Annotated in this window: 26 protein-coding genes and 1 pseudogene; 10 read left to right on the top strand and 17 right to left on the bottom strand. The window is 40.0% G+C overall.

Features of this window, described 5'->3' with window-relative positions:
• Positions 1-19: 19 nt before the first annotated feature.
• The 3 genes from HMPREF0027_RS03445 to HMPREF0027_RS03435 form a co-directional block, all read right to left on the bottom strand.
• Positions 20-283: a GrxA family glutaredoxin gene (locus HMPREF0027_RS03445; RefSeq protein ID WP_005622294.1), complete on the bottom strand. Its 264-nt coding sequence runs from the start codon at positions 281-283 to the stop codon at positions 20-22.
• Between the two features lie 158 nt (positions 284-441).
• A complete protein-coding gene (gene typA, locus HMPREF0027_RS03440; protein WP_044024247.1) occupies positions 442-2289 on the bottom strand; it encodes a translational GTPase TypA in 1848 nt (615 codons plus the stop codon).
• Between the two features lie 193 nt (positions 2290-2482).
• Entirely contained in the window at positions 2483-3178 is a 696-nt protein-coding gene (locus tag HMPREF0027_RS03435) for a YggS family pyridoxal phosphate-dependent enzyme (protein WP_005622290.1), read from the bottom strand.
• 54 nt (positions 3179-3232) lie between these two features.
• On the opposite strand from HMPREF0027_RS03435, the gene HMPREF0027_RS03430 reads away from it, so the two are divergent.
• Positions 3233-3769, top strand: coding sequence for a KdsC family phosphatase (locus tag HMPREF0027_RS03430; RefSeq protein WP_005622287.1), 537 nt, complete (start codon positions 3233-3235; stop codon positions 3767-3769).
• 81 nt (positions 3770-3850) lie between these two features.
• Here HMPREF0027_RS03430 and HMPREF0027_RS03425 read toward each other — a convergent pair whose 3' ends face one another.
• From HMPREF0027_RS03425 to nadR, 4 genes are all read right to left on the bottom strand, one after another.
• Complete coding sequence (locus tag HMPREF0027_RS03425; protein ID WP_044024246.1) at positions 3851-4369, bottom strand: porin family protein; 519 nt, start codon at positions 4367-4369, stop codon at positions 3851-3853.
• 87 nt (positions 4370-4456) lie between these two features.
• Positions 4457-5173, bottom strand: coding sequence for a two-component system response regulator ArcA (arcA, locus tag HMPREF0027_RS03420; RefSeq protein WP_005622283.1), 717 nt, complete (start codon positions 5171-5173; stop codon positions 4457-4459).
• A gap of 209 nt (positions 5174-5382) precedes the next feature.
• A complete protein-coding gene (locus tag HMPREF0027_RS03415; protein WP_005622281.1) occupies positions 5383-6081 on the bottom strand; it encodes a metallophosphoesterase family protein in 699 nt (232 codons plus the stop codon).
• Positions 6081-7352 (bottom strand): multifunctional transcriptional regulator/nicotinamide-nucleotide adenylyltransferase/ribosylnicotinamide kinase NadR, encoded by a 1272-nt coding sequence (gene nadR / locus HMPREF0027_RS03410; RefSeq protein WP_005622280.1) that lies wholly within the window; start codon positions 7350-7352, stop codon positions 6081-6083. Before nadR ends, HMPREF0027_RS03415 begins: the two co-directional genes overlap by 1 nt.
• A 293-nt stretch (positions 7353-7645) precedes the next feature.
• On the opposite strand from nadR, the gene ribF reads away from it, so the two are divergent.
• The 4 genes from ribF (at position 7646) to rlmB (ending at position 13819) form a co-directional block, all read left to right on the top strand.
• Complete coding sequence (gene ribF, locus HMPREF0027_RS03405; protein WP_005622277.1) at positions 7646-8608, top strand: bifunctional riboflavin kinase/FAD synthetase; 963 nt, start codon at positions 7646-7648, stop codon at positions 8606-8608.
• A 59-nt stretch (positions 8609-8667) separates the two neighbouring features.
• Positions 8668-11484, top strand: coding sequence for an isoleucine--tRNA ligase (gene ileS / locus HMPREF0027_RS03400; RefSeq protein WP_005622276.1), 2817 nt, complete (start codon positions 8668-8670; stop codon positions 11482-11484).
• A 150-nt stretch (positions 11485-11634) separates the two neighbouring features.
• Positions 11635-12999, top strand: coding sequence for a CDP-diacylglycerol--serine O-phosphatidyltransferase (gene pssA / locus HMPREF0027_RS03395; protein WP_005622274.1), 1365 nt, complete (start codon positions 11635-11637; stop codon positions 12997-12999).
• A 76-nt stretch (positions 13000-13075) separates the two neighbouring features.
• A complete protein-coding gene (rlmB, locus tag HMPREF0027_RS03390) occupies positions 13076-13819 on the top strand; it encodes a 23S rRNA (guanosine(2251)-2'-O)-methyltransferase RlmB (RefSeq protein ID WP_005622271.1) in 744 nt (247 codons plus the stop codon).
• A 104-nt stretch (positions 13820-13923) separates the two neighbouring features.
• Here rlmB and HMPREF0027_RS03385 read toward each other — a convergent pair.
• From HMPREF0027_RS03385 to argS, 3 genes and pseudogenes are all read right to left on the bottom strand, one after another.
• Positions 13924-14534 (bottom strand): annotated as a pseudogene (locus HMPREF0027_RS03385) (HI_0552 family protein).
• A 74-nt stretch (positions 14535-14608) separates the two neighbouring features.
• Positions 14609-15784 (bottom strand): Obg family GTPase CgtA, encoded by a 1176-nt coding sequence (cgtA, locus tag HMPREF0027_RS03380; protein WP_005622269.1) that lies wholly within the window; start codon positions 15782-15784, stop codon positions 14609-14611.
• Positions 15785-15994: 210 nt separating this feature from the next.
• The gene (argS, locus tag HMPREF0027_RS03375) at positions 15995-17722 is read right to left on the bottom strand and encodes an arginine--tRNA ligase (RefSeq protein ID WP_044024245.1); all 1728 of its coding nucleotides are present in this window, start codon (positions 17720-17722) and stop codon (positions 15995-15997) included.
• Between the two features lie 96 nt (positions 17723-17818).
• Between argS and HMPREF0027_RS03370 the strand changes: the two genes are divergently transcribed.
• Genes HMPREF0027_RS03370 through HMPREF0027_RS03360 form a run of 3 tightly spaced genes read left to right on the top strand, consistent with a single transcriptional unit; the run spans position 17819 to position 19202 of the window.
• The gene (locus HMPREF0027_RS03370) at positions 17819-18415 is read left to right on the top strand and encodes a VOC family protein (RefSeq protein ID WP_044024244.1); all 597 of its coding nucleotides are present in this window, start codon (positions 17819-17821) and stop codon (positions 18413-18415) included.
• A gap of 23 nt (positions 18416-18438) precedes the next feature.
• The gene (locus HMPREF0027_RS03365) at positions 18439-18903 is read left to right on the top strand and encodes an outer membrane lipoprotein (protein WP_044024243.1); all 465 of its coding nucleotides are present in this window, start codon (positions 18439-18441) and stop codon (positions 18901-18903) included.
• A gap of 23 nt (positions 18904-18926) precedes the next feature.
• Positions 18927-19202 (top strand): hypothetical protein, encoded by a 276-nt coding sequence (locus tag HMPREF0027_RS03360; RefSeq protein WP_005622264.1) that lies wholly within the window; start codon positions 18927-18929, stop codon positions 19200-19202.
• A gap of 54 nt (positions 19203-19256) precedes the next feature.
• On the opposite strand, the gene HMPREF0027_RS03355 is transcribed toward HMPREF0027_RS03360, so the two are convergent.
• The 5 genes from HMPREF0027_RS03355 to HMPREF0027_RS12435 all read right to left on the bottom strand — a co-directional run bounded on the left by HMPREF0027_RS03355 (position 19257) and on the right by HMPREF0027_RS12435 (position 22574).
• On the bottom strand, positions 19257-19694 hold the full coding sequence (locus tag HMPREF0027_RS03355; RefSeq protein WP_005622262.1) for a methyltransferase family protein: 438 nt from the start codon (positions 19692-19694) through the stop codon (positions 19257-19259).
• Positions 19695-19770: 76 nt separating this feature from the next.
• On the bottom strand, positions 19771-20862 hold the full coding sequence (gene ychF / locus HMPREF0027_RS03350; RefSeq protein ID WP_005622260.1) for a redox-regulated ATPase YchF: 1092 nt from the start codon (positions 20860-20862) through the stop codon (positions 19771-19773).
• A 130-nt stretch (positions 20863-20992) separates the two neighbouring features.
• Positions 20993-21577: an aminoacyl-tRNA hydrolase gene (gene pth / locus HMPREF0027_RS03345; protein WP_005622258.1), complete on the bottom strand. Its 585-nt coding sequence runs from the start codon at positions 21575-21577 to the stop codon at positions 20993-20995.
• 104 nt (positions 21578-21681) lie between these two features.
• The gene (locus HMPREF0027_RS03340; RefSeq protein WP_005622256.1) at positions 21682-22197 is read right to left on the bottom strand and encodes a DUF805 domain-containing protein; all 516 of its coding nucleotides are present in this window, start codon (positions 22195-22197) and stop codon (positions 21682-21684) included.
• A gap of 200 nt (positions 22198-22397) precedes the next feature.
• Complete coding sequence (locus HMPREF0027_RS12435) at positions 22398-22574, bottom strand: hypothetical protein (RefSeq protein ID WP_244261833.1); 177 nt, start codon at positions 22572-22574, stop codon at positions 22398-22400.
• Between the two features lie 326 nt (positions 22575-22900).
• Between HMPREF0027_RS12435 and prfC the strand changes: the two genes are divergently transcribed.
• Together prfC and HMPREF0027_RS03330 are read left to right on the top strand one after the other, a co-directional pair.
• Positions 22901-24481 carry a peptide chain release factor 3 gene (prfC, locus tag HMPREF0027_RS03335; RefSeq protein WP_005622251.1) on the top strand — a complete coding sequence of 527 codons (1581 nt, stop codon included), beginning with the start codon at positions 22901-22903 and terminating at the stop codon, positions 24479-24481.
• A gap of 121 nt (positions 24482-24602) precedes the next feature.
• Positions 24603-24977, top strand: a complete 375-nt coding sequence (locus HMPREF0027_RS03330) for a hypothetical protein (protein ID WP_005622249.1) — start codon at positions 24603-24605, stop codon at positions 24975-24977.
• Between the two features lie 20 nt (positions 24978-24997).
• Here HMPREF0027_RS03330 and HMPREF0027_RS03325 read toward each other — a convergent pair whose 3' ends face one another.
• Together HMPREF0027_RS03325 and HMPREF0027_RS03320 are read right to left on the bottom strand one after the other, a co-directional pair.
• Entirely contained in the window at positions 24998-25435 is a 438-nt protein-coding gene (locus HMPREF0027_RS03325; RefSeq protein WP_005622247.1) for a hypothetical protein, read from the bottom strand.
• A partial coding sequence (locus HMPREF0027_RS03320; protein ID WP_005622246.1) for a transposase occupies positions 25435-25691 on the bottom strand: 257 nt, incomplete at its 5' end. The genes HMPREF0027_RS03325 and HMPREF0027_RS03320, both read right to left, overlap by 1 nt.

Genomic DNA, 25691 nt, shown 5'->3' with positions numbered 1-25691 from the left:
GCCTTTTTGTTTCTGGTGATTAAACTTCAATCCCGAATTTTTCTTTCACTAATGCTTGGAAATCAGTACAACCGCCAACGTGAACGTTATCTAAGAAAATTTGTGGCACAGTTGCAACCGGTTTACCAACACGTGGTTCTAAATCTTCTTTTGAAATACCTTCAGCGATCATATCGATAAATTTAAAATCGAAATCAGTTAATTCGCCTTTCATTTTTTCCACTAACACTTTTGCACGTGTGCAGTATGGGCAAGTCATACGACCATAAATTTCTACGAACATAATTCATTCCTTATAAAATTGAGCTAATTATTCAATGGCAAATGCCAGTTTCAATAGACTGGTAAGCGGTCAAATTCTATCAGCTTTTTACAAAAAACTCTAAAAAAATGCCCGCTTGCTAGGCAATAGCAGCGGGCATTTTCTTAAATCAACACAAATTATTTCGTGCTAGTACTTGTTGTCGTACGGCTTGCACGTTTACGATCATTTTCGGTTAATAAACGTTTACGAACACGAATTGATTGTGGTGTTACTTCTACTAACTCATCATCATCAATAAATTCTAACGCTTGTTCTAATGTCATACGAACCGGTGTCGTTAACACGATCGCATCATCTTTACCTGATGCACGCATGTTAGTTAATTTCTTACCTTGTAAACAGTTTACGGTTAAGTCGTTTGAACGGCTGTGAATACCGATAATTTGGCCTTCATAAACGTCCACACCGTGATCAATCATTAATTTACCACGTTCTTGTAAACCGAATAATGCATAAGCAAGTGCTTTACCGGTTGCGTTAGAAATTAACACACCGTTTTTACGTTGACCGATTTCACCCGGTTTTACATCATCATAGTGGCTGAAGCTTGAGTAAAGTAAACCGGTACCTGATGTCATCGTCATAAATTCGTTACGGAAGCCGATTAAACCACGGCTTGGAATCACGTATTCTAAACGTGTACGACCTTTACCGTCCGGAATCATATCTTTCACTTCACCTTTACGGATACCTAATGCTTCCATTACCGCACCTTGGTGTTGTTCTTCGATATCGATGGTTACTTGCTCAAATGGCTCTTGTTTTTTGTCGTTTTCTTCACGGTAGATTACTTTCGGGCGTGATACCGCTAATTCGTAACCTTCACGACGCATATTTTCGATTAATACCGATAAGTGTAACTCACCACGCCCAGATACACGGAACTCATCCGGATTTGGTGTTTCTTCTACACGTAATGCTACGTTGTGTACTAATTCTTTGTTTAAACGCTCAAGGATTTGGCGTGATGTAACAAATTTACCTTCCTGACCACAGAACGGAGAAGTATTTACACAGAAGAACATCGTTACGGTCGGTTCATCAACAGTTAACGCCGGTAATGCTTCTACGTTATTAATATCACAAATCGTATCTGAAATATTTAATTCGCCTAAACCGGTAATCGCAATGATGTCACCGGCAAATGCTTCAGTCGCTTCATAACGTTGTAAACCTAAGTGACCTAATACTTGACCCACTTTACCGTTACGGGTTTTGCCTTCAGAATCGATCACAGTAACCGTTTGGTTTGGTTTGATTGAACCACGTTTGATACGACCGATACCGATTACACCTACATAATTGTTGTAATCTAATTGTGAAATTTGCATTTGGAACGGTGCGTTTAATTCCACTTTTGGCGGTTCAACGTGATCAACAATCGCTTGAAATAACGGAGTCATATCTTCCGCAAGATCTTCGTGCTCTAAACCTGCAACACCCATTAATGCCGATGCATAAATAATTGGGAAATCTAATTGCTCATCCGTTGCACCTAAGTTTACGAATAAATCGAATACTTGGTCTACCACCCAGTCAGGACGTGCGCCCAGACGGTCAACCTTGTTAATAACTACGATTGGTTTTAAACCGTGAGCAAATGCTTTTTGCGTTACGAAACGTGTTTGCGGCATTGGACCGTCAAACGCATCTACCACTAATAACACAGAGTCAACCATTGAAAGAACACGTTCTACTTCACCACCGAAGTCCGCGTGTCCCGGCGTATCTACGATATTGATACGGTAATCGTTCCAGTTAATCGCTGTATTTTTTGCAAGAATGGTAATACCACGCTCTTTTTCAAGATCGTTTGAGTCCATTACACGCTCGTCTGCGTCACCACGAGTTTCACCTAATGTGCCTGATTGTTGTAAAAGTTTATCTACAAGAGTTGTTTTACCGTGGTCAACGTGCGCGATAATTGCGATATTACGCAATTTATTAATATCTAAATTTTGCATTGAAATGTCTTTATTGAGTTGAATATAGGGTGCGTTTACACACACCGTGGAAAGCTTTATCAGGGGAAACCGCCCCCCTCTTATTGCGATCTAGTGTGATCAAGATCACAATTCACGAAAGGGCGAGATTATACAGAATTTTTTATTTATTGGCTACGATTTAAGCGGTCTGATTTACTAAATTTTTTGCAAATTAAGCACTTTTAGTCGAATAATCCCTAGCCCCAAAAATCGCCGTGCCGATACGTACCATCGTTGAGCCGCATTCAATTGCACTTTGTATATCATCACTCATTCCCATTGAAAGCGTATCAATGCCTTCAAACTCTGCTTGCAAGCGGTCAAAAAGTTGCTGCATTTTATGCAATGCGATTTTTTGCTGTTCAGCTTCACTTTCCGGCTTTGGAATCGCCATCAAACCACGCAGACGTAAATTTGGTAATTGACTAATCGCTTTTGCCAACTCATCTAATCCTTCAGGTTGAATACCGGATTTAGATGCTTCATCACTAATATTAATCTGAATCAGCACATTGAGCGGTGCTTTATTTTCCGGACACTGTGCATTCAATCGCTCAGCAATTTTTAGACGGTCAACGGTTTGAATCCAGTCAAAATTTTCCGCCACTAAACGAGTTTTATTCGACTGCAACGGTCCAATAAAATGCCATTCTAAATTTGGTTGCTGTGCAAAATAAGCAATTTTCTCCACACCTTCCTGCACATAATTTTCACCAAATGCAGTTTGTCCGGCTGAGATTGCTTCTTCAATAGCTTCAACCGGTTTAGTCTTTGAGACGGCTAATAGACGTACGTTAGTACGATTAAATTGTTGTGAGATTTGCTGAATTTGCTGGTTGATCTGAGATAAATTTTGAGAAATCGACATTTGTAACTCCAAAAACTATAATGAATAAATTATAGCATATTGAGGAACAGAATAATGGATTTAACTAAGATTAAATTAGTAATCACCGATGTGGACGGCGTACTTACCGATGGTGGAATGTATTACACCGCTGAAGGCGAAGTAATAAAACGTTTTCACGTGCACGATGGTTTAGGTATGAAAATGCTGCAAACCTGCGGGATCCAAGTTGCAATTTTATCCGGCGGCGATTCAGCATTGTTGCGTAAACGTATTGATGTACTCAAAGTACCTCTGTTTAAATTAGGTAAAATGGAAAAACGTTCCGCGTGTTTTGAATTGATGCAAGAAGCAGGCGTAACACCGGAACAAACCGCTTTTATTGGCGATGATACATTAGACTTACCGGCATTTGAGGTTTGCGGACTGGCAATTGCTACCCGTAATGCGCACGACTATGTAAAAGCAAAAGCGGATTGGGTATTAGAAAAGGCAGGTGGAGAGGGTGCATTTCGTGAAGTATCTGACCGTATTCTACAAGCGAAAGGCCTTGAAGAAATCTACGCGACTGCAGACGGCTTTCTAACCGTAGCTGAAAAAATGGCTCAGTAAAATAAAGCATTAATAAAAAAATAAGCGGTCGTTTTTCGCAAATTTTTTACAAAAAACGACCGCTTGCTATAAGGGAAATAATTAGAAACGGTAACCTACGTTTGCAGTAAATTCATTACCTTTTAACTTATCACCACTTTTTCTCAAGTTGCTACGAGTATATTCAGCACCAACTTCAATATTACTTGATACTGCATATTTAGCACCAACACCATAGCCGTAACCACGGAAATTCGCATCGCCAATTTTACTTTGTGCTACATCAACTTTAACATAAGGAAGTAAGTCCGAACCTACACGGTAACCTTGTTGATAAGCAACCGTATATTTAGTTTTTTGTTTTACATCGCTAAATACTTTTGTGCTGCCTACTTTTACTTTACCTTGTACGACACCGACAAAATTGTTGCCGTAGTCCATACCGTAATCAACCACTAATGCAGGACTGGTCGATTGTTTGCCTTTAACACCATCCACATCATATTTTACGGTAGTTAAATCTACACCCACGCCTACGCCGGTAAATGTGTTACCGACCGGCGCAGCGAATGCTGATGCAGAAAATAAACCCGCTAATGCTAGTACTGTTAAATTTTTCATAGAATATACCTTCTCTGTTGTATCAGAGATCTTCATTATATGCAAAAAGATCTTAGAAAGATAGAATCTAGACAATCCTTACTCTACTTACTCTAATTCACCACAAAAGCGATAACCTTCACCGTGAATCGTGACAATAATCTCTGGCGTGTTCGGATGATCTTCAAAATGTTTACGGATACGGCGAATAGTCACGTCTACCGTACGATCATGAGGTTTCAGTTTGCGACCGGTCATTTTTAATAATAGATCTTCACGTGTTTGGATCTTGCCCGGATTTTCACAAAAATGTAATAACGCTCGGAACTCACTACGTGGCAATTTATTTACAATACCTTCCGGGGTAATTAAGCTACGGCTGTTTACATCTAATTCCCAACCGTTAAAGCGATAGCTTTCAACCGGTGAACTCTCTTTCGCCGCTTTATCTTTTTCATTCATTGTGCGATGTAAAAGATTGCGTGCACGAATCGTCAGTTCACGAGGGTTGAACGGCTTGGTAATATAATCGTCCGCACCGATTTCTAAGCCTAGAATTTTATCAACTTCATTGTCACGTCCGGTTAAAAACATTAATGCTACTTTGGTATTTTCACGTAATTCACGTGCTAACATTAAACCGTTTTTGCCCGGGAGATTGATGTCCATAATCACAAGATTAATCGCTTGTTCTGCGAGGATAGCATTCATTTCTACACCATCAGTCGCTTCAAACACTTCGTAACCTTCCGCTTCAAAAATGCTTTTTAGCGTATTACGAGTGACAAGTTCATCTTCAACAATCAAGATTTGTGGATTTTGCATTGTATAAGCCTTCTAAGTAATTTTAAAAATCTATTATTGCAATGTGTTGAATTATTGTTGCAAAGTTGTGGCAATTTTACCGCTGTTCACGCTTACTAGAAAGAGTTAATTTAAGTTTTGTTATATTAAGTCAAATTTTTAATGCTTAATTGGACTAAACCACCTTTAATTTTTTGATCTCTAAGAATAATAAGAATAAGAAATAAACCTTATCGATTATCTCGATCATCTACTCCAACAATCAAATAATTGCCGTCAATATCTGATAAACTTCTAAAACCGATATTAAAAATATCACATGCTTTATTACGATTAATTGATTTATAGTCAAAATTATCATGGTGATGCCCATGAAAAATCTTGCGAACCCCCATTTTTCTAGCGAGTTGATTAATCACCGCAAAGCCTTGCGGATGCGGGCGAGGCGCTTCATGCGAAATTAAAATATCCGCTTGCTGATTTTCCAATGTCTCAATATCGGACGGAAAAATGGAGGTTCGATGTCTTAACGGTAAACCTTCTCTCCAAATCCGCTCTTGCGGACAATATTGGCAATAATGAATCGGATCAAAAAACATCGGTCGATTAGGCGGCATCCAGATATGTCCTCGGAACACGCCACCTAAACCGGCAATTTTTACCCCTTGAATATTCACCACTTTGCCGTGAAGATTACGCTGCTTCCATTCGCTATTCCAAATCGAATCAAATGCGGCAACCGTTTTACTATCATGATTACCGTGAATAAACCAAATATCACAATATTGTGAAAGCTTATCTAATTCTTCGGGCGTAGTAAGTTGCAAATCCCCCAAAATAACAAGTGCAATCTCTTCCCCTTTATGCGCTTGCAAAATGGGATAAAGATGTTGGTAACTACCGTGAGGATCACCCGCAAAAAGTATCATTAGTTATCTTCCGTTTCTTGCTGATTATACTGTAATGGAATCGCTTCATCTTTTAAAATTGCTTCAACCACTTCTTTCGTTTGGTTATAACGATCTAAATAACTTGGCGATTCAATCTCAATATAAGGTACGTGATATTTTTCCAATAATTTTTTCAGTAATTGTTGAAAACGTTGGCGCTGTTTTACCGAGCCAAGGCTACGCAAACCGTCATCCACCCACTTGGTATTATTAGAAAGTAGAATCGTCACATCAAACGGATACTCTTTAATCATTGAGTCCAAAAACGGATGCGCCTTACCTTCGTACTGAATACAAAATGCCTGAGTAGTAATGTAATCGGTATCAATAAACGCGACTTTATGTGCATGTTTCATCGCATAATCGACATAGCGTTGGTGACCAAGCGCCATTTGCGGATAATCCGAATATTGCATCGCCTGTTCATCACCACCAAGCTGTTCAAACACAAATTCTCGGCCGTATTCCCAAGCAGAGGTGGTATTAAATACATTGGCTAACTTGCTGACTAATACCGATTTACCGCTACTTTCTCCACCTAAAATCGCAATGGTTTTAACAAAGAACGGACGAACTTCTTTTGGAATAAAACGCCAGTATTGGAATGGGTTATTACGAATACGCGTTGCAGAAACGTCAAACAATTCACGTTTAGGATCAACTAAATGCACTTCCAAATTAAGGTATTTTTCGTAAGGCTCTTTATCTTGTACCTCACTGCTGAATACCACTGTCGGATTAATGCTTTTCTCGTTGAACAACTCTTTAACTCGAGTCGCCCATCCCGCCCAACCGTTCGGATAGCTAGGAATACCATCTTCTTTCAAGTGATGGATAAAAATTTGTTTTTTCTGATATTTAAAGATCTGTTGCATCCAACGTAGCCTATCTTCATTGGTTGGCATACGCTTCATTTTACTATCTTTAAAAAGTTGTAGATCTCGTTCGGTATCAGTACACACAACCACATGTAATATGTCTACTTTACTGAATGCTTCGTAAATCATATTAATGTGACCGGTATGCACCGGGTAGAATTTACCAAAAATGACCCCAACACGCAGGTTCATATCTTCGACAATATTTAATACTTGGTGTAGCGATTTTAATTTATTTGCACTTGGGTTTTTTATCTTCCCACTGACCAGTTGATTAAAATAAGCTCGTGTTACACCGGCTTGCTCACAAACATCATTTACTTTCATTTTTAACTGTTTGCGCTTTAGCTGGAGATAAGCGAAATCTGTCATAATTCTTTCCTCAATATAAGTTGTCTTATAATAAAACAAAATGTAGCATTTGAGTATTTATTTATTTGCGAGTTCCGCGCCGTATGCAGTATTTTTGCAAAGTTTTAGCTTAATTTAACCGCTTTTTTCCGAACTAAATAAACGGAATTCTCTAGCATAAAACTAGCAAAGAGAGTACCTCCATAGTGAAAACAAAAGAAAATCGCCGAAATTGCCGCCCTTACCTTTCCATTTTTGCTTGATAAACGTTATAATCACAGCAGTTTTCTATTTAAATTTTGGCAACATTCTTAATGCAATTAATCCGAGGCTTTCATAACTTGGCGAACTTTCACGCCCTACAAAAAGGCTGTGTGCTGACTATTGGGAACTTTGACGGCGTTCATATTGGGCACCAAAATATTTTGGCTCGTTTATGTGATAAATCATTGGAGCTAAATTTACCCTCAGTGGTTATGCTGTTTGAGCCACAACCTCGTGAATTTTTTGCAAAAAAATCGGCAAATTTAACCGCTTCTTCAGCCCCTGCTCGGCTAATGCGGTTACGGGACAAATTGAAATATCTGGAAGAAGCTGGTATTGATTTTGTCCTCTGCGTACGTTTTAGTGATAAATTTGCGCAGTTATCTGCCGATGCATTCATTAGCGAATTGTTAGTGAAACGTTTGCAAGTTCGTTATCTCAGTATTGGCGATGATTTCCGTTTCGGTGAGAAACGTGCCGGCAATTTTGAAATGTTGCATAATGCAGGTCTAAAATACCGTTTTGCGGTAGAAGAAAGCCATACGCATAGTTTTAATTGCGAACGAATCAGCAGCTCTTTGATCCGCCAAGCTTTACAACAAGATAATCTTCACTTGGTAGAAAAATTATTAGGCAGACCTTATTCGATCGCAGGACGAGTGGCGCATGGTAATAAGCTCGGTCGAACCATTGGCTTCCCGACTGCAAATATTATGCTTAACCGCTTAGTAATACCGCTACAAGGCGTATTTGCCGTGCAAATTCAAACCAAAACCGGTAAATATAACGGCATTGCCAATGTAGGGAATCGCCCGACTATTAACGGCAGTAAAGCATTATTAGAAGTACATATTTTTGATTTTAACCGCTCGATTTACGGTGAAGCGATAGAAGTGTTCTTTATGCATAAAATTCGTAACGAAGTGAAATTCCCAAGTTTCGAAGCACTTAAAGCACAAATTGAGAAAGACAGGCAACAAGCGGTCGAATTTTTCAAAGAATTTGCAAAATAGCAAGTAACCTAATAATTACACAAAATTCAAACTAAAATTTTATTAACTGGAAAACAAAAATGATTGATTACAAAAACACCTTAAATTTGCCTGAAACAGGCTTTCCTATGCGTGGGGATCTCGCTAAACGCGAACCCGATATGTTAAAAAATTGGTATGACAAGAACTTATACCAAAAAGTACGTGAAAGTTCGAAAGGGAAAAAATCTTTCATTCTGCACGACGGCCCTCCGTATGCAAACGGTAATATTCATATTGGTCACGCAGTTAATAAAATTTTAAAAGATATTATTATGAAATCGAAAACCGCTTTAGGTTTCGATACGCCTTACGTTCCGGGTTGGGACTGCCACGGCTTACCGATCGAATTAAAAGTAGAAGGTCTTGTCGGCAAACCTAACGAGAAAATTTCTACTGCGGAATTCCGTCAAGCTTGTCGTGATTATGCAAAAGAACAAGTTGAAGGACAAAAAGCAGACTTTATGCGTATGGGGATTTTAGGTGATTGGGAAAATCCGTACCTCACTATGAATTTCGATACAGAAGCGCACATTATCCGTACTTTAGGCAAAGTGATTGCTAACGGTCACTTATACAAAGGTTCTAAACCGGTTCACTGGTGCTTAGACTGTGGCTCATCATTAGCGGAAGCGGAAGTAGAATACGAAGATAAAGTGTCTCCGTCTATTTACGTTCGTTTTAAAGCGGTTGGTAGCGCTGCTATTGAAGCTAAATTTAATGCGGTAGGTAAAGGAAACGGTCAAATTTCTGCAATTATTTGGACAACAACGCCTTGGACATTACCGTCAAACAAAGCGATTTCAATCAACCCTGAATTCGACTATCAATTAGTTCAATTTGATGAAGAGCGTGTCATTTTAGTTAAAGATTTAGTTGAAAGCGTACAAAAAGCAGCAGATATAGAAACCGTTGAAGTATTAGGTGAAGTAAAAGGTGAAGCATTAGAGTTAATGCAATTCCAACACCCGTTCTACGATTATAGCGTGCCATTAATTTTAGGCGATCACGTAACGACTGACGGTGGTACCGGTTTAGTACACACTGCTCCGGATCACGGTCAAGACGACTTTGTCGTATCGAAAAAATACAACATTGAAATGGCAAGTTTAGTGGCAAATGACGGTAAGTTTATCTCAACTACCCCATTCTTTGCCGGCTTAGGTGTATTCGAGTCAAACGAAAAAGTTTTAGAAAAATTAAAAGAAACCGGTGCGTTATTAAAATTAGAACGTATCAAACATAGCTATCCACACTGCTGGCGCCACAAAACACCAATTATCTTCCGTGCGACACCTCAATGGTTTATCGGTATGGAAACACAAAGCTTACGTAAACAAGCGTTAGGTGAAATTAAATCAGTGCGTTGGATCCCAAGCTGGGGTGAAGCTCGTATTGATACGATGGTAGTAAACCGCCCTGACTGGTGTATCTCTCGTCAGCGTACGTGGGGCGTGCCGATGACAATGTTCGTTCACAATGAAACCGAAGAATTACATCCTCGCACACTTGAGATTTTAGAAAGTGTGGCTAAACGCGTGGAAGAAAAAGGCATTCAAGCATGGTGGGATCTTGATCCGGTTGAAGTGTTAGGCGAAGAAGATGCGAAAAACTACCGTAAAGTGCCGGATACGTTAGACGTATGGTTCGATTCAGGATCAACTTACGCTTCTGTTGTTGAAGCTCGTCCGGAGTTCAATGGTAACAATGCGGATATGTATCTTGAAGGTTCAGACCAACATCGTGGCTGGTTTATGTCTTCATTAATGCTTTCAACAGCGACAAACGGTAAAGCACCATACAAACAAGTGTTAACTCACGGTTTCGTAGTGGATGAAAAAGGCCGTAAGATGTCAAAATCTTTAGGTAACGTAATCGTACCTTCAGAAGTTTGGAACAAAAACGGTGCGGATATTTTACGTTTATGGGTGGCTTCAACCGACTATACCGGTGAAATCGCCGTTTCGCACAATATCTTAAACAGTGCCGGTGAATCTTATCGCCGTATCCGTAATACTGCACGTTTCTTATTAGCAAACTTAAATGGTTTTGATCCAAAACGTGATTTAGTAAAACCGGAAGAGATGATCGCACTTGACCGCTGGGCAGTAAGCTGTGCGCTAGAAGCACAGAACGATATTAAAGAAGCATACGATAACTATCAATTCCACACGGTAGTACAACGTTTAATGCGTTTCTGCTCTATCGAAATGGGTTCATTCTATTTAGATATTATCAAAGACCGTCAATATACAACTAAAGCTGACAGTCTTGCACGCCGTAGCTGCCAAACAGCGTTATGGCATATTGCAGAAGCGTTAGTACGTTGGATGGCACCGATTCTGTCATTCACAGCCGATGAAATTTGGGGTTACCTACCACAAGTGGAAGGTCGCGCGGAATTCGTCTTTACCGAAGAATTCTATGAAGGCTTATTTGGCTTAACCGAAGCGGATAAATTAGATGATGCTTACTGGCAACAAATCTTAAAAGTACGTGCCGAATCAAACCGTGTGTTAGAACAAGCACGTAAAGACAAAGTTATCGGCTCAGGCTTAGAAGCAAAAGTAACGGTTTATGCAAATGATGAAATCCGTGCAATGCTAGAACAACTTGGCAATGAGCTTCGTTTCGTACTGATCACTTCACAAGCGATTATCAAGCCGTTAAGTGAAGCGGATGTTACAGAAGGTGAAGTAGCAGGTCTTGCTGTGAAAGTTGAGCGTGCAGACGGTGAAAAATGTCCACGTTGCTGGCACTTCGCAACCGACATCGATACACATACAGAACATAGCTCAGTATGTGGACGTTGTGTAGAAAACGTAGCCGGTGCAGGTGAAAAACGTTCATTTGCTTAAACTTGCTTAAGTAATAAGATAACCTCGCACAATGTGCGAGGTTTCATATTGCAACGTTATTAAAATAACAGTCGTGAATTTTGTCGCAGAACGACAATGCTATACTAACCCGACATATATAATGTCAGGTCTATCATATAGGATCGTAAAATGCTCATTCTCAATAAATTCAATCACGCAAAAAAACAGCTGGAAGCATTGCGTTTTATTCCGCAAGCGGCGGATAAAGTAGAATTTCTAGCAGGTAGCCATGAGTTCAAGACTCGCATTTTACAGCTCATTAAAACTGCAAAAAAACGTATTTATTTGGCCGCTTTATATTTTGAACAAGATGAAGCGGGGCAAGAAATTTTAGAAGCGCTCTATCAAGCGAAATTAGCGAATCCAGACTTAGAAATTAAAATCTTGGTAGATTGGCATCGTGCACAGCGTGGTCGCATCGGTGAAGAAACAACCAGTTCGAATGCCGACTGGTATGCCAAAATCAAACAACAATATGGTTTACCTTTAGCGCAAGAAATTGAATTTTGGGGTGTACCGGTTAACGGTAGAGAGATTTTTGGTGTACTTCACCTCAAAGGTTTTATTTTTGATGATACTCTGCTATACAGCGGGGCAAGTATTAACAATGTTTATTTACAACAGTTAGAGCGTTATCGCTACGACCGTTATCACGTAATTGAAAACCGTGTTTTAGCAGATACGATTGTTGCATTTACTCAGCAACATATTTTATCAAATCAAGCGGTAAAACGTTTAGATCAGATTGAACGTCCGGCAACAGTAAAAATTCGTCCGTTAATCAAGGCATTTCGCAAACAGCTAAGCCAACAGAGTTACCAATTTGTAGGAGAGTCTCAAAATGATGAGCTCGGCTTATCACCGATTGTGGGATTAGGACGTAAAAACCGTTTAAATAAAACCATCGAAGCATTATTTTATCAAGTGCAAAATAAACTGACTATTTGCACACCGTATTTCAATTTTCCACGTTCGCTCCTAACCCGTATTTCATGGTTACTTGAGAACGGTAAGCAAGTAGAAATTATTGTCGGCGATAAAACGGCTAATGACTTCTATACACCGCCAGAAGAAAAATTCACAATGGCATTGGCATTACCTTATTTATATGAAAAAAACTTACGTGCATTTGCCAAACGCTTTGATTTTTATATTCAAAACAAGCAGTTAACCGTGCGTTTATGGAAAGATAGCGATAATACCTATCATCTAAAAGGTGTTTGGATTGATAATCGCTATATTCTACTAACCGGAAATAATTTAAACCCAAGAGCTTGGGGACTTGATGCGGAAAATGCGGTATTAATTCATGACCCGAACGCAGAATTAAGTGTAAAATCGGAAGCCGAATTAACGCAAATTCGTACTCATACGACTGTTTTAAAACACTATAGTGACTTAGAGCAAATTAACGATTATCCAGAAGCAGTACGAAAACTGTTAAAACGTTTTGGTCGAGTGAAACTAGATAAAGTCGCCAAAATGTTGTTATAAATTATTTAATTCATCACGGATAACATAGATTTATATAAAACTTTGTTATCCGTTGTTTATTTACAAAGGAATAAAAATGAGTGAACAAATTTATGGTATTCACGCCGTAAAAGCTTTCTTAGATAACGCACCGGAACGCTTAATTGAGGTCTTAGTGCTAAAAGGGCGTGAAGATAAACGTCTAAGCCCATTATTGAATGAGTTACAACGCTTAGGTATTTCCATTCAGCAAGTAAATCGCCAAACATTGGATAACAAAGCGCAAGGCGAAGTTCATCAAGGGATTATTGCGAAAGTAGTACCGCAAAAAGAGCTAAACGAGCACGATCTTGATGTAATCTTGAGTCAAAAGCAAAATCCGTTTTTATTAATTTTAGACGGTGTGACAGATCCACATAACCTTGGTGCTTGTTTGCGTACTGCAGATGTGGCAGGTGTGGATGCAGTTATCGTACCGAAAGATAAATCGGCACAACTTACCTCAACCGCTCGTAAAGTAGCTTGCGGTGCAGCTGAAACCGTGCCGTTAATTCGTGTCACCAATCTTGCTCGCACAATGCGAGAGCTACAAGAACAACATAATATCTGGATTGTCGGCACAGCTGGAGAAGCAACTTCCGGTATTTATCAAGCGAAATTAACTGGTGCTATCGCTTTAGTAATGGGAGCGGAAGGTGACGGTATGCGTCGTTTAACCCGTGAACATTGTGATCAGCTTATTAGTATCCCAATGGCTGGGTCGGTTTCTTCACTGAATGTTTCAGTTGCGACCGGCGTATGTTTATTTGAAATTGTACGCCAAAAACTGGCAGCGCAATAACCGCTAATTTCTTCAAATATGGGAGATGATAAAGCTTCATCTAAGTCACTGGGCATTTGCAAAGTTTGCTAAAAATTTAACCGCTTGTCTCTTCCATATTTTCTCTACTGATGACACGCTTCATACAGCGGTAATAATTGGCGAATGGTTTGGTAAATAAATTCCGCCATATCAATCTGATCGAAATCGGCTTTTCAATATTACGCCCGATACACCAAAAATCATCTTCATTTTTAAGTAACAACGAATCTGTTTCTTTAAGCGTTTTAAAATCGGCATACTCGCTTTCCGCACCGTGCCATACTTCAAAATCTTGGTATTGAGAACGTTCTAATTTTTCCAACCATTGATTATATTGCGCTAATGAAATCTGCGAACGATCCGCTCGGTAACAATGCCAATCCAAACACACCTGTAAACGTCGGCAATTTAAAATCACCGATAAAATTGCGGCCGAATTTCGGTTAAATTCATATTTATAATAAGCGAAAAAGTGTGCCCTCACCTGCCAACCGTTACACCACTTTTCAATATATGGTTCGGCAAACGGTATACCGAGCTGACGAGCCACTTCCAAATGCAACGCTTTCCATTTTTGCCACTCGGTTTTGTAATTCGCTTTAATGAGCGGAATATCTTCCGGACAATATTTTTTCATTTGCGCAAATTGAAAAAACGGAATTTCAAATAATTCACAACTTTTACTATTTAGCATTTTACTTCCTCAAATAAAAAACGGTTGAATTTGCAAATTTTTTCGCAAATTCAACCGCTTGTCATTAGTTTGGATTAGCTACGGGTGTAAACAAATTCCACACCTTCTTCATATTCTTCCGACCAATCATCATCAAAGTCATCCCAATCTTCTTCGATAGGATTTTGCATTGCTTCTTGATGATAATCATCCCATTTGAATTTCACTTCATCCGCTTCTTTATTTTCTTCCGCTACTTCACGAGGGTTCGCTTCGATAAAGTCCATAATGTCACGGGTAAGATTTTGCACGTTTTGACCGGTTGCAGCAGAAATTAAGTAATAATCGCCTTCCCAACCGATTTGTTCTGCGATTTCTTGGGCTCGAGCTTGTGCTTCTTCTTCACCAATCGTATCAATTTTATTGAAGACTAACCAAGTCGGTTTCTCCGATAATTTTTCGCTATATTGGTAAAGCTCGCTTTCAATCACCGAAATATTTTGTGCCGGATCGCTCTCGTCAATCGGCATAATATCGACTAAGTGAATTAGTACGCGGCAACGCTCAAGGTGTTTTAAGAAACGAATACCTAAACCGGCACCGTCTGCTGCACCTTCAATTAAGCCCGGAATATCCGCCACCACGAAACTGCGATCCGCACCGACACGTGCTACACCTAAACTTGGTACAAGTGTTGTAAACGGATAATCCGCCACTTTCGGTTTTGCTGCTGATACCGCACGGATAAAGGTTGATTTACCGGCATTCGGTAAACCAAGCATACCAACATCGGCAAGTAGCATTAACTCAAGTAATAGATCACGTTTTTCGCCCGGTGTACCGTTCGTTTTTTGACGAGGCGCACGGTTTACCGACGATTTAAAACGGGTATTACCTAAACCGTGATAACCGCCTTTTGCCACCAACATTTTCATACCATGTTTAGTTAAGTCACCGATGACTTCTTGGGTGTCATTATCGATCGCTCGCGTACCCACCGGTACACGTAAGGTAATATCGTTACCACGGTGTCCGGTACAGCCGGCACTACGACCGTTTTCGCCACGACCTGCGGCATAGCGTTTTTCAAAACGGTAGTCGATAAGCGTATTTAGGTTTTCGTCAGCGATTAAATAAACATCGCCGCCGTCACCACCATCACCGCCGTCCGGTCCACCTTTCGGGATATATTTTTCACGACGGAAACTCACACAACCGTTACCGCCATCGCCTGCTTCGACACGAATCAGGGCTTCATCAATAAATTTCATTGTTATTCCTTTTTACTCCCCCTTTAATTTTTACTCTCTTCCCTTACGGGAGAGAGACAGACTACGGATTCGTTCAGAAACCGTAGGCAGAGAGAGGGGGTATCATATTAAAAATTAACTTGTCTCCCCTCTCCCGAATTTCAATTCTAAACGAATTGAAATTATCCCTCTCCGACAAGGGAGAGGGTCATCTAAAAGAGGGAAAATGTTTTACATTTTTTCAATCGTCTTAATACCTAAGAGATCTAAACCTTGTTTTAGCGTTTTCGCCGTTAATGTGGCTAAACGTAAACGACTGTTCTTCACATTTTCTTCCGCATTCAGCATCGGACAAGCTTCGTAGAAACTTGAGAACGCACCGGCTAATTCGTACAAGTATTGGCAAAGAATATGCGGCATACCATCTTTTGCTACACCGTTTAGCACTTCTTCAAACTGTAAAAGTTTGACCGCTAACGCACGTTCTTTATCTTCGATTAAGCCAATTTCGCCGTTTAAACCGTTTGCATTAATGCCCGCACGATTGAAAATCGAACGGATACGAGTATAAGCGTATTGCATATATGGCGCGGTGTTGCCTTCAAAGGTCAACATATTATCCCAATCGAATACGTAGTCTGTGGTACGGTTTTTCGAGAGATCCGAATATTTCACCGAGCCGATAGCAACCGCTTCCACTACCGCCGCTTTTTCTTCTGCAGTTAAATCCGTTGAACGCTCTGAAATTAATTTATCCGCACGTTCAACCGCTTCATCTAATAGATCTTTTAATTTAACCGTACCGCCCGAACGAGTTTTAAACGGCTTGCCGTCTTTACCTAACATCATACCGAAGAAAGGATGTTCGAGGCTGAAACTTTCCGGCACATAACCCGCTTTACGGGTAATTAACCACGCTTGTTGCATATGTTGTGCTTGGCGAGAATCCGAGAACACTAACACACGATCCGCATTTAACGTTTCATAGCGATATTTCGCTGCGGCAATATCAGTCGTGGTATATAAAAAACCGCCGTCTTTTTTCTGTACGATCACGCCCATCGGGTCACCATCTTTGTTCTTAAATTCCTCTAAGAACACCACCAATGCGCCGTCGTCTTCCACCGCTAAACCTTTTGCTTTTAGATCTGCCACGATTTCAGGCAACATTGGGTTGTAAAGGCTTTCGCCCATCACATCTTTTTCTGAAAGCGTAACGTTTAAACGGTCGTAGTTTTCTTGGTTGTGGTGCATAGTAATATCTACCAATTTTTTCCACATCGTACGGCAATATTCATCACCGCTCTGTAGTTTCACCACATAGTTACGCGCTTTTTCAGCAAACACTTCATCACTGTCGTAATGTTCTTTTGCCGCACGGTAAAACGCTTCCAAATCACTTAATTCCATTTGGCTGGCGTGTTCATTTTCCATTTTTTCCAAGTATGCGATTAACATACCGAATTGCGTACCCCAGTCGCCTACATGGTTGGCACGAATCACATTGTTACCTAAAAATTCTAAGGTACGCACCACCGCATCACCGATAATGGTTGAACGTAGATGACCCACGTGCATTTCTTTTGCTACGTTCGGCGAAGAATAGTCGATCACGATAGTTTGCGGATTTGCAGTTTTAATTCCGAAATTGACCGCTTGTAATGCTTCGCTCGCTTGGCTTGCTAACCATTGCTGATTTAAGAAAATATTGATAAAGCCCGGGCCGGCAATTTCTAATTTATCGGCAATACCGTTTAAATCGGCGTTATCTAAAATTTTCTGAGCAAACTCACGAGGGTTCATACCCAATTTTTTTGCAGCGCCCATTGCACCGTTTGCTTGATAATCGCCGAACTCCGGTTTACCCGATTGACGTACAAGCGGCTCAACATTGCTTTCTGCGCCAGCCGCAATCATTGCTTGTTTAATTTTGTCTGATAAAATCTGTTGAATATTCACGAATATATAACCTTTTTCTACGTGCAATTTTCTGCACGAACTAAATTAAAAAATCCGAATAGTGCAGAAAATTGCACCCTAAAGGAAAAACGCTCTATGATACAAGAAAATGCAAAATTTTACGAGAAAATGACCGCTTGTTTTGGTGATTTTTCTGAATTTCAACAAAAAATCCAGCAAATTGCCCACTTGGCAATGCTGGATTTAAATCAGTTTAAAATTGACCACTTAGCGGTCAGAATGAATGATTGGCAGACTGCTGAACAATGGCTTTCTTTCTTACTTGAACAGGGTGAATTATTAAAAGAAAGTGAAGTAAATGGGCGACCGATAGCGCTTATTAAGCTTAATCAGCCGCTAGCTTTTTTAGGACAAGAAGTCTCAATTATCGAATTACCGTTCCCCAAAGATAAAATTTATCCGCAACAAGGTTGGGAACATATTGAAATTGTTTACCCAATGAAAAAAAATGAAACGGCTGAGCAATGGACTGAACGTACGTTAAAACAGTTTCACTTATTGATTAATGCCAATCTTGCGCTTAAAATCAGCCAGCCTAAGGTGGAGGGAGAACAGTTACCTAATCCAAGTATTGCAATTTCAGTCAAGAATGCAACTTATTGCAATACTTATTGTCTCAAGCTCCACCCTTATGATATAAATGAGGTGATTCGTTCGGAAAGTCATTTCTGAGCAATTTTTCATTGGAGAATAATATGAAAAAATTAAGTTTCGCAGCAGCTTTAATGGCAAGCTTAACACTTGTAGGTTGTGCAAATACTGATATTTATAGCGGTAGCGTATATAGTGCCGGCCAAGCGAAAGAAGCTCGCTCAATTAGCTATGGTACAATCGTTTCTGTACGCGATGTAAAAATCCAAGCAGATAATCAAGGTGTATTAGGAACTGTTGGTGGCGGTGTTCTTGGTGGCGTAGCCGGTTCAACCTTCGGCGGTGGTAGCGGTCGTGCAGTAGCAACAGCAGTTGGTGCAGTTGCTGGTGCAATTATCGGTAATACCGTTGAAGAAAAAGCGACTCAAGTTTCTTCATTAGAAATGGTGATTCGTAAAGATGACGGCAAAGAAATTGTTGTTGTTCAGAAAAAAGAAAAAGGTTTCGTGCCGGGTAAACGTGTTCGAATCGTAGGTTCAAACTCAGACCTGAACGTATCCGTTCTTTAAAATCTATCTAAGGATATTACATAATGAAAAAATTTTCTCTCGCTGTATTAGCAACTGTTACGCTTGCAGCTTGTACGCAAGACTTTTATGCAGATAAAGGTAATGCGACCGTATTAAGTTCTAAAGATCTTTCTAAAGATGTCGTTGAACTCACTGTTCGTAAAGATAATGGTGAAGTTGTAACGATGATTCGTGAATATGACTCTCACGCTGCTGTTGGTGCACGTGTAAAAGTGTCAGACAATTATGAAAATAAAGATGCGGATTTAAAAACAATTCATCGTTATGAATTTAAATAATCAGCACTATTAAACTGAAAGCCCTGAACTCTCGTTCGGGGCTTTTTGCTATGCTTACAACCAACGCCGTACTTGTTGGCAATATTGGGTAAAGCGTTCACCAAATTTTTGCTGCAAATATTGTTCTTCCGGTTTTATTTGGAAGCGATTTAAATAACATACAAATCCAATAATCACTAGTGAAGCAAGATATCGGTTCAGCCATATTGCCCATGCAATCAGCAAAAACATTAATCCTAGATACATCGGGTTACGGCTAAAGCGGTAGATTCCTGAGGTAACTAATAACGAACTTTGTTGCGGAGTAAAAGGACTAATAGTTGTTTGCGCTTTTTTCAAAGCATAAAGCCCCGCTATACTTACAGCAATGCCGATTCCGGCAAATAAAAAACTGAGCCATTGCGGAAATGGATAATGCTCACCTCCTGGTAATAAATAAATTAACAACAAGCAAGACACAAACAATAATGGTGGCGGTAGTTTAAGTTCCATAATATGTAAATTTCCGCTAAAAAATAACCGCTTGCAGTATGCCACAAGCGGTCAAATTCAAATGATTTTTTACAAATTACACGTTAAAGCGGAAGTGCATTACATCGCCGTCTTGTACGATATAATCTTTACCTTCTAAACGCCATTTACCCGCTTCTTTCGCACCAGTGTCGCCTTTATTATCAATAAAGTCTTGATAGCCGATCACTTCCGCACGAATAAAGCCTTTTTCGAAGTCAGTATGAATTACCGCAGCCGCTTTTGGCGCTGTCGCACCGACAGACACCGTCCAAGCACGCACTTCTTTTACACCTGCAGTGAAGTAAGTTTGTAGATTTAACAAACGGTAACCAGCACGAATTACACGGTTTAGGCCCGGTTCTTCAATACCTAAATCTTGTAAAAATTCTACTTTTTCTTCGTCATCTAATTCAGCAATTTCCGATTCAATCGCAGCGCATACCGGCACAACTACCGCGCCTTCTTTTTCCGCGATTTCACGTACGCGATCTAAATACGGGTTGTTTTCAAAGCCATCTTCGTTCACGTTCGCAATATACATTGTCGGTTTTAAAGTTAAGAAGTTATAACCTTTAATTGCGTGTAATTCGTCTTTGTCTAAATCAACCGAACGAATCATTCCGGCATTTTCAAGCACCGGTAAGATTTTTTCCATAATCGATAATTCAAATTTTGCGTCTTTATCGCCACCTTTCGCACGTTTTTGTAAGCGTTGAATCGCACGTTCGCAGCTGTCTAAATCCGCTAATGCAAGTTCGGTGTTGATGATTTCAATATCATCCGCCGGATCAATTTTACCAGCAACATGTACGATATCGTCATTTTCAAAACAACGCACTACGTGACCGATCGCATCCGTTTCACGAATATTGGCTAAGAATTTATTACCTAAGCCCTCGCCTTTACTTGCACCGGCAACTAAACCTGCAATGTCCACAAATTCCATTGTGGTTGGAAGTACACGCTCAGGTTTCACGATTTCCGCCAATGCGTCTAGACGCGGATCCGGCATCGGTACTACGCCGGTATTCGGCTCGATGGTACAGAACGGGTAGTTAGCCGCTTCAATACCCGCTTTGGTTAACGCATTGAAAAGGGTCGATTTACCAACGTTCGGTAAACCCACTATACCACATTTAAATCCCATAATTTCCTCTTAATTTTCACGGAATACACGGAAGAACACAAAAATACAAGCGGCCTGATTTTGCTAAAAATTTGCAAATTTCGACAAGAAAATAACCGCTTACCGCCAAATTCTTCCGTAATAAATAATATTATGCTTTAAAGCCATTGAGACGATTGGTTGCTTTTGTCATGCCGTCTTTAAATAACACATCTACACAACGACTGGCTTCATCCACCGCCGCATTAATTTTTTCTTGATCCTGCGGACTTGGTTTACCCAGCACATAACCAGCAACCAACTCTTTACTGCCTGGATGCCCGATACCGATACGTACACGGTAGAAATTATTACTGTTGCCAAGGCAGGCAATAATATCTTTCAAACCGTTATGACCGCCATGACCACCGCCCTGCTTAATTTTTGCCGCACCCGGCGGTAAATCCAATTCATCGTGTGCGACTAAAATTTCTTCCGGTTTGATTCGATAGAAATTGGCTAAAGCACCGATCGCTTTACCGCTTAAATTCATAAAGGTCGTTGGTACAAGCAAACGAACTTCCCCGCCAGCGGCATTAATTTTTGCGACTTTGCCGAAGAATTTCGCTTCTTCTTTTAAGCTGACATTAAATTGACGGGCAATTTCATTAATTAGCCATTCACCGGCATTGTGGCGAGTATCTTCGTATTTCGCCCCCGGATTCGCTAATCCAACGATAAGTTTAATTTGCGACATTCTCTGTCCTATTTGGTTAACAGGGAAAAGCCCTAAAATGAAAAGTCGTTATTGTAGGCAAAAAGGGCATTTTCTACAAGAAAAATGCCCTTTTTTAACAGAATTTATACCACTAAAGAATTTGTAGCTTCATGGCTATTTTGAACTGCTTTCGGATCCTCACCGTATTTATTCGTTGCACGTTGACCGTCTTTAAAAATTAAAAACAACACAAAAATCCACACACAGCCGATACTTGCAAGCGTCAAAAGATATAATGAATACTCAGCTCCGCTAATCGCTCCGCCCAGTTCTCGAGCTAGAGCAAGAACACTAGCAACACTTAATACGATAACGACCAGATAAGGTAGTAACTGCCACCAGCCTGAATAGCCTAAATCATGTAAGCGGCGAGTGGTAACGCTGATCATCGGAATCAGAATAGCAAACTGATAGAGATATAAAACGATTTGTAATCCGTTCGCTATACCTTCTAAGCCAATCGCTACGCAAACGCCGACTAAAACATTTAACATTATCGAAATCAGCATATTGATTAAATAAAACCAACCGTATTCTCTACGTCTGGCACGATCAAAAAAGTTAAAACTTCTTTTTAACGCAAATAAACACCAATTCATCTTATGCTCCTTTTATTTAATTTTAATTATGAATGTTGGTTTGTTTAATACTGAATACTTTGGACTCTTACCATAGCGATTAGTAAATGGCAGCCCATCTTTAAATGTTAGATATAAAAAAGAGGCAAAAATGATAACTATATTGATAGTTATAATCATTTCCCCCTTATTTTAAAGAGTATATTTGTTCTACTATTTCATCAGGCATAAAGGCAAGCGTACTCATGAATGTATTTATAATGACTAAAAATTGAATAGCCTAAATCATGTAAACGTCTTACTGTTACACTCATCAATGGCAATAGCAACAAAATATCTAAGGCAGAATTGATAAAATTAGCTGCATCAGCAATATCGGGTAAATGTAACGCAAACATTACCTTGGCAAAAACCAAATTAACCAACTACTTGCTTCATAAACCAGAATAAACCAAGCGAATTCCAAACGTCGAGCCCGCCCAGAGTAATCAAACGTATGACGCAACACATACATAAACCATTCCATTCATACCTCCTAACAATCGCATATCAAATAATAATTATTCTTTTCTATAAATTTTGAAGCAAATTGGATTAATTGTCACTCTATTTGAATAAATTTGCATACTTAGGTTGTTCTAAGCCCATAAATCAGCGAAAATAGCCCAATATTTTTAAGGTGGCTTGTCCACCTTTTTATTTCAATTTTAACCTAGAGAAAAGCATGTCATATCCACAAGAAGTCAATAAACGTCGCACCTTTGCGATTATTTCTCACCCCGATGCGGGTAAAACCACCATCACCGAAAAAGTTTTACTTTACGGAAACGCAATCCAAACCGCCGGCTCAGTAAAGGGTAAAGGTTCTAGCGCTCACGCAAAATCCGACTGGATGGAAATGGAAAAACAACGTGGTATCTCTATTACAACGTCTGTAATGCAATTTCCTTACAATGATTGTTTAGTCAATTTATTAGATACGCCCGGACACGAAGACTTTTCCGAAGATACTTACCGTACACTAACAGCGGTAGATAGCTGCTTAATGGTTATCGACAGTGCAAAAGGTGTTGAAGAACGTACGATTAAACTAATGGAAGTTACTCGTCTGCGTGATACGCCGATTTTAACCTTTATGAATAAACTCGACCGTGATATCCGTGATCCGATGGAGTTATTGGATGAGGTTGAAAGCGTACTGAAAATTCGTTGTGCGCCGATTACTTGGCCGATTGGTTGCGGTAAATTATTTAAGGGCGTATATCATATTACTAAAGACGAAACCTATCTATACCAATCAGGTCAAGGCTCAACCATTCAAGAAGTACGTATCGTAAAAGGCTTAAATAGTCCGGAGCTTGATGCAGCGGTTGGCGATGATTTAGCGAACCAGTTACGTGAAGAATTAGAATTAGTGCAAGGTGCGTCAAACGAATTTGATCACGAAGCCTTTATCAACGGCGAGCTCACACCGGTATTTTTCGGTACGGCATTAGGTAACTTCGGTGTTGATCACTTCTTAGATGGTTTGACCGAATGGGCACCAAAACCGCAAGCGCGTCAAACCGATGTCCGTACGGTAAAGTCAAGCGAAGAAAAATTCTCAGGTTTCGTATTTAAGATCCAAGCGAATATGGATCCGAAACACCGTGACCGAGTGGCATTTATGCGTGTTGTGTCAGGCAAATACGAAAAAGGTATGAAACTCAAACACGTGCGTATCGGTAAAGATGTGGTGATTTCAGATGCGTTAACCTTTATGGCGGGTGACCGTTCACACGCTGAAGAAGCCTATGCCGGCGATATTATCGGTTTACACAATCACGGCACGATCCAAATCGGCGATACTTTCACCCAAGGTGAAGTAATGAAATTTACCGGTATTCCAAACTTTGCACCGGAATTGTTCCGCCGTATTCGTTTGAAAGATCCGCTCAAGCAAAAACAATTGTTAAAAGGTTTAGTGCAACTTTCGGAAGAAGGTGCGGTACAGGTGTTCCGCCCATTAATGAACAATGACTTGATTGTCGGTGCGGTCGGTGTGCTTCAGTTTGACGTGGTGGTTTCTCGCCTGAAAACCGAATATAACGTGGAAGCGATTTATGAAGCGGTAAACGTAGCAACTGCCCGTTGGGTTGAATGTCAGGATGCGAAGAAATTCGAAGAGTTTAAACGCAAAAACGAACAAAACCTCGCATTAGACGGTGGTGATAACTTGACTTATATTGCTCCGACTATGGTGAACTTAAATCTGGCGCAAGAACGCTATCCAGATGTCGAGTTCTTCAAAACACGTGAACATTAATCGAAAACAAGCGGTCGATTTCCTGCAAAACCTCGGTATTATGTAGCAGTTGCACAAAGATTTAACCGATTAAAAACCTTAAAATCCCTATTGAAATTTTAACTCGATAGGGATTTTTATTATGGCACAAAAGTTGCTGAAGCACGAGTTAGTGGAACGCCTATTAAATCTAAAAGAAAAACAAGATGAGCTGACGGTGCAAATGCAGTGTTTGTCACAAGAGATTAACGCATTAGCTCAACCTTATATGCCGAAAGAACCAAAACCGCAGCCCTTGATTACGATGCGATTAGTCGCTCAAGTTTTGCGTGAAAATCCCGATTGGATGTTTTGTGGGGAGATTGCTGAAAAAGTCTTAATATTGGGAGGAATGCCACAATTTATTGATGTCGGTGATAAGCATTATAACGCAGTTAACCGCATACTGGCGAAATTACATAAAAGGGGAATTATTGAACGTTGCCTCAGATCTTGGCGATTAAAGCCTTTGGAATAGAAAATAGCGGTATTTATCCGCTATTTTTGTTTCAGTCGCCATTTGACATCAGTCACGCCTCTTTCTAGTCGTTCTACTACACCTTTTGCCAGCCAATGTTTTAACGCGCCACGCACGGAAACCGTATGTTTCGGACGAACGATAGGGTCTTGTCCGTCTTTTATTAAGACAATCTCAGTGATTTCATTAACCGTGAAATAATGGTCGGGTTGAGCTTTAAGTATCGCTAAGACCATTGGTCTTAATTTTCCACGGAATCTATGTTTGTAGGTTCGATATGAATAAACCTCAGTATCGTATTCATCGGTTAAGGTTTCATCTTCCATCACTTTAAGGGCATCGTTGAGCTTTTGGATTTTTCTTTCGACTAATTCAAGATGTTCTAGCACTTGTGTTCGTTCACGCTGCAAGCGGTCGATTTTAGCCTGAATTTGGCTAAAGTAGATTTTGTTTCCCATTACATTATCAGCCTTTCTGCTTGTCTATGATTACCTTGCCAATAACCTTGCCAGTCCGTTGTATTGTCGGTAGCAAGACATTGCCCGAGTGTACTGTTAAATAGGCTTAAATTATCAACACGGCGATTATCTTCACGATAAGCACATTCATTGGCGCAGTTATCAAGATACTTATTACTGATTTTATGATGTGTGCCAATAATCATACGCTTAAAGCGACTGAAATAGCTTTCTGCAAGATTGTTAGTTATACCTT

Source organism: Actinobacillus ureae ATCC 25976 (genome assembly GCF_000188255.1).
GTDB lineage: Bacteria > Pseudomonadota > Gammaproteobacteria > Enterobacterales > Pasteurellaceae > Actinobacillus > Actinobacillus ureae.
The sequence above is the reverse complement of the archived record's forward strand: the minus strand, read 5'-3'. Positions and strand labels throughout refer to the sequence as shown.

What these genes read in the sequence shown, in the direction of transcription:
- HMPREF0027_RS03340 (WP_005622256.1), bottom strand. Translation starts at nt 22,197, where the DNA reads ATGAATTGGTGTTTATTTGCGTTAAAAAGAAGTTTTAACTTTTTTGAT.
- ribF (WP_005622277.1), top strand. Translation starts at nt 7,646, where the DNA reads ATGCAATTAATCCGAGGCTTTCATAACTTGGCGAACTTTCACGCCCTA.
- HMPREF0027_RS03325 (WP_005622247.1), bottom strand. Translation starts at nt 25,435, where the DNA reads ATGGGAAACAAAATCTACTTTAGCCAAATTCAGGCTAAAATCGACCGC.
- nadR (WP_005622280.1), bottom strand. Translation starts at nt 7,352, where the DNA reads ATGACAGATTTCGCTTATCTCCAGCTAAAGCGCAAACAGTTAAAAATG.
- HMPREF0027_RS03330 (WP_005622249.1), top strand. Translation starts at nt 24,603, where the DNA reads ATGGCACAAAAGTTGCTGAAGCACGAGTTAGTGGAACGCCTATTAAAT.
- pssA (WP_005622274.1), top strand. Translation starts at nt 11,635, where the DNA reads ATGCTCATTCTCAATAAATTCAATCACGCAAAAAAACAGCTGGAAGCA.
- HMPREF0027_RS03430 (WP_005622287.1), top strand. Translation starts at nt 3,233, where the DNA reads ATGGATTTAACTAAGATTAAATTAGTAATCACCGATGTGGACGGCGTA.
- HMPREF0027_RS03445 (WP_005622294.1), bottom strand. Translation starts at nt 283, where the DNA reads ATGTTCGTAGAAATTTATGGTCGTATGACTTGCCCATACTGCACACGT.
- arcA (WP_005622283.1), bottom strand. Translation starts at nt 5,173, where the DNA reads ATGCAAAATCCACAAATCTTGATTGTTGAAGATGAACTTGTCACTCGT.
- ileS (WP_005622276.1), top strand. Translation starts at nt 8,668, where the DNA reads ATGATTGATTACAAAAACACCTTAAATTTGCCTGAAACAGGCTTTCCT.
- typA (WP_044024247.1), bottom strand. Translation starts at nt 2,289, where the DNA reads ATGCAAAATTTAGATATTAATAAATTGCGTAATATCGCAATTATCGCG.
- cgtA (WP_005622269.1), bottom strand. Translation starts at nt 15,784, where the DNA reads ATGAAATTTATTGATGAAGCCCTGATTCGTGTCGAAGCAGGCGATGGC.
- prfC (WP_005622251.1), top strand. Translation starts at nt 22,901, where the DNA reads ATGTCATATCCACAAGAAGTCAATAAACGTCGCACCTTTGCGATTATT.
- HMPREF0027_RS03435 (WP_005622290.1), bottom strand. Translation starts at nt 3,178, where the DNA reads ATGTCGATTTCTCAAAATTTATCTCAGATCAACCAGCAAATTCAGCAA.
- HMPREF0027_RS03360 (WP_005622264.1), top strand. Translation starts at nt 18,927, where the DNA reads ATGAAAAAATTTTCTCTCGCTGTATTAGCAACTGTTACGCTTGCAGCT.
- rlmB (WP_005622271.1), top strand. Translation starts at nt 13,076, where the DNA reads ATGAGTGAACAAATTTATGGTATTCACGCCGTAAAAGCTTTCTTAGAT.
- pth (WP_005622258.1), bottom strand. Translation starts at nt 21,577, where the DNA reads ATGTCGCAAATTAAACTTATCGTTGGATTAGCGAATCCGGGGGCGAAA.
- HMPREF0027_RS03370 (WP_044024244.1), top strand. Translation starts at nt 17,819, where the DNA reads ATGATACAAGAAAATGCAAAATTTTACGAGAAAATGACCGCTTGTTTT.
- HMPREF0027_RS03355 (WP_005622262.1), bottom strand. Translation starts at nt 19,694, where the DNA reads ATGGAACTTAAACTACCGCCACCATTATTGTTTGTGTCTTGCTTGTTG.
- ychF (WP_005622260.1), bottom strand. Translation starts at nt 20,862, where the DNA reads ATGGGATTTAAATGTGGTATAGTGGGTTTACCGAACGTTGGTAAATCG.
- HMPREF0027_RS12435 (WP_244261833.1), bottom strand. Translation starts at nt 22,574, where the DNA reads ATGTTTGCGTTACATTTACCCGATATTGCTGATGCAGCTAATTTTATC.
- HMPREF0027_RS03415 (WP_005622281.1), bottom strand. Translation starts at nt 6,081, where the DNA reads ATGATACTTTTTGCGGGTGATCCTCACGGTAGTTACCAACATCTTTAT.
- HMPREF0027_RS03365 (WP_044024243.1), top strand. Translation starts at nt 18,439, where the DNA reads ATGAAAAAATTAAGTTTCGCAGCAGCTTTAATGGCAAGCTTAACACTT.
- HMPREF0027_RS03425 (WP_044024246.1), bottom strand. Translation starts at nt 4,369, where the DNA reads ATGAAAAATTTAACAGTACTAGCATTAGCGGGTTTATTTTCTGCATCA.